Origin of the sequence: Mesorhizobium sp. M7A.F.Ca.ET.027.02.1.1, assembly GCF_004022985.1 — a bacterium.
Taxonomy (GTDB): Bacteria; Pseudomonadota; Alphaproteobacteria; order Rhizobiales; family Rhizobiaceae; genus Mesorhizobium.
Genome location: NZ_RZOL01000678.1, coordinates 1 through 1,875, shown reverse-complemented (window position 1 = coordinate 1,875; position 1,875 = coordinate 1). Strand labels below are relative to the sequence as shown.

Here is a 1,875-nt window from a genome sequence, read left to right as displayed (position 1 = left end):
CCTGGACACGTGCGGAGTTGACCAGCGTCTTGCGGCCTTCCTCGCGATAGATGGTGTCCACCGACTTGAGCGACTGGACAAAGAACCAGGTCGGCACGCCATAGCCGCCGAGGATGGTGGCCGCTTCCATGACGTTTTCGAGTTTGCCGAGGTTCTGGAACTCGTCGAGCAAGATCAGGACGCGATGCTCACCCCGCCCGGGCACCTCCTTGGCCATATAGTTCATCAACTGCGTGATGAGGACGTTGAACAACGGCCCAATCGAGCGGATTTGCTCGATGCGGAAGTCGAGATAGAGCGAGACCTTGTCCCGCTTGAGATTGCGGATGTCGAACGTGCTTTTGTCGGTCGCGCGCAAAAGCCGCTCGTTCATGAACGGGTTGAGGCCCGTTCTCACGCTGCCGAACAGGCCGGAAAACTGCTTGTCCGACATGTCGGCGTAGCTGGCGAGCATCTGTAGCGTGTAGTCGGAAAGTTCCCGCGTTTCCTCTTCGCGGAGTGCCTGAATCCATTCCAGGAACGGTCGGTCGGCGCCATTCATGATGCGAAGCGCCTGTCGCAGCGTCCGCTGACTGTCCTCGAGGCGGGGCGTTTCCATGACGTAAGAGATCACGCCGGCAAAAAGCATGCGGCCGTCGTCGACCCAATAGGTTTCGCCGGTAGTCGGGCGCGGAAAGAGCGCGGCCGCGATGTTGCGGATGTCGATATCGCGCTGATCGCTGTCGAGGCTGATGAAATCGAGCGGGTTGTAGCATTCCGTCTCGCCTTTTTCGTCGGCCGGCGAGAACCGGATGACCTTGGAAAAGGTCGAGCGATAGCCTGCTGTCGCCTGATACGTCTCCCCCCGCATGTCCAGCACGACGAGCGAATCCGGCCAGAGCAGGGCATTCGGGATGACCAGCGCGGCACCCTTGCCTGATCGCGGCGGCCCGACGACGAAGCCGCCGACGTCGTCGCCATCGACCCATAGCTTTTTTCCGCCTATGAACTTCGGCTTGGTCAAGTGCCTCTTGTTAGAACCGCGTTGGGTGAACGCGCCGATGACGTTCACAAGGCTGCCGCCCACGCGGCCGATGAAGACGCCGCCGCGTTTCGTCAAACCGGCCCGATTGACTTCCGCCAGGCTAAGAAATTTGGCATCGTTCGATGCCTTGCGCGACATCAGCACGGTCATGACCGCCAGCACCATCACGCCAATCAGCGCCAGGCCGGCCGCATAAAGCGCCTGCTGATAGCGGCCGAGAATGGCGACATCGGCGTGGGCGCGGCGCAGCGTGGCAAAGGGATCCTGGTCGAGATGCTGAATCAGGGCAAAGGAGCCCGTTTCGTACCAATGGACGCCGGCATAGGCGATGGCGAAAAAAACAACGCCGACGGCCACGACCATGAGCGTCACGACGAATCCCTTGACGACCTGTACCATCACGCCCTCATTCGTCGCCTTCTCAAGATCAGCCGCGGCGTTCGGCCCTCGTGAACTTGATCTCGCTCACTACGCGCCGGCCGGCATCCCGACGCGAGAGCTGGACCACGATCGGGATCACCTCTTTCAGGTAATCCATGATCTCGTCGCGCGAGAGTTTCACGCCGCCCTGCATGACCATCAGCGCCAGGCGCTCATAGGCGGCGCGCGCCGAATTTGCATGCACCGTGGTCAACGATCCGGGGTGTCCGGTGTTGATCGCCTGCAGAAAGGAAAAAGCTTCCGCGCCGCGCAACTCGCCGAGCAACAGCCGGTCCGGTCGCATACGCAACGACGCCTCGAGGAGGCTTTGCGCGTCGACCTTCGCCAGGCCCTGGTCGCCTTTGGAGGAGAGCAGCGCGACCGTATTCGGCGTGACGGGCTTGAGCTCACGTGTATCCTCGATCGTGATG

The 1,875-nt window shown here is 61.4% G+C and carries 2 protein-coding genes; both read right to left on the bottom strand.

Going from position 1 to position 1,875, the window contains the following annotated elements; all coding sequences use genetic code 11:
* Window positions 1-1,423 (bottom strand): type IV secretory system conjugative DNA transfer family protein (locus EN749_RS35025; RefSeq protein ID WP_145991157.1); only part of this gene is annotated, 1,423 nt, incomplete at its 3' end.
* A gap of 28 nt (window positions 1,424-1,451) precedes the next feature.
* On the bottom strand, window positions 1,452-1,875 hold a 424-nt coding region (locus EN749_RS35020), incomplete at its 5' end, for an ATPase, T2SS/T4P/T4SS family (RefSeq protein WP_189367932.1).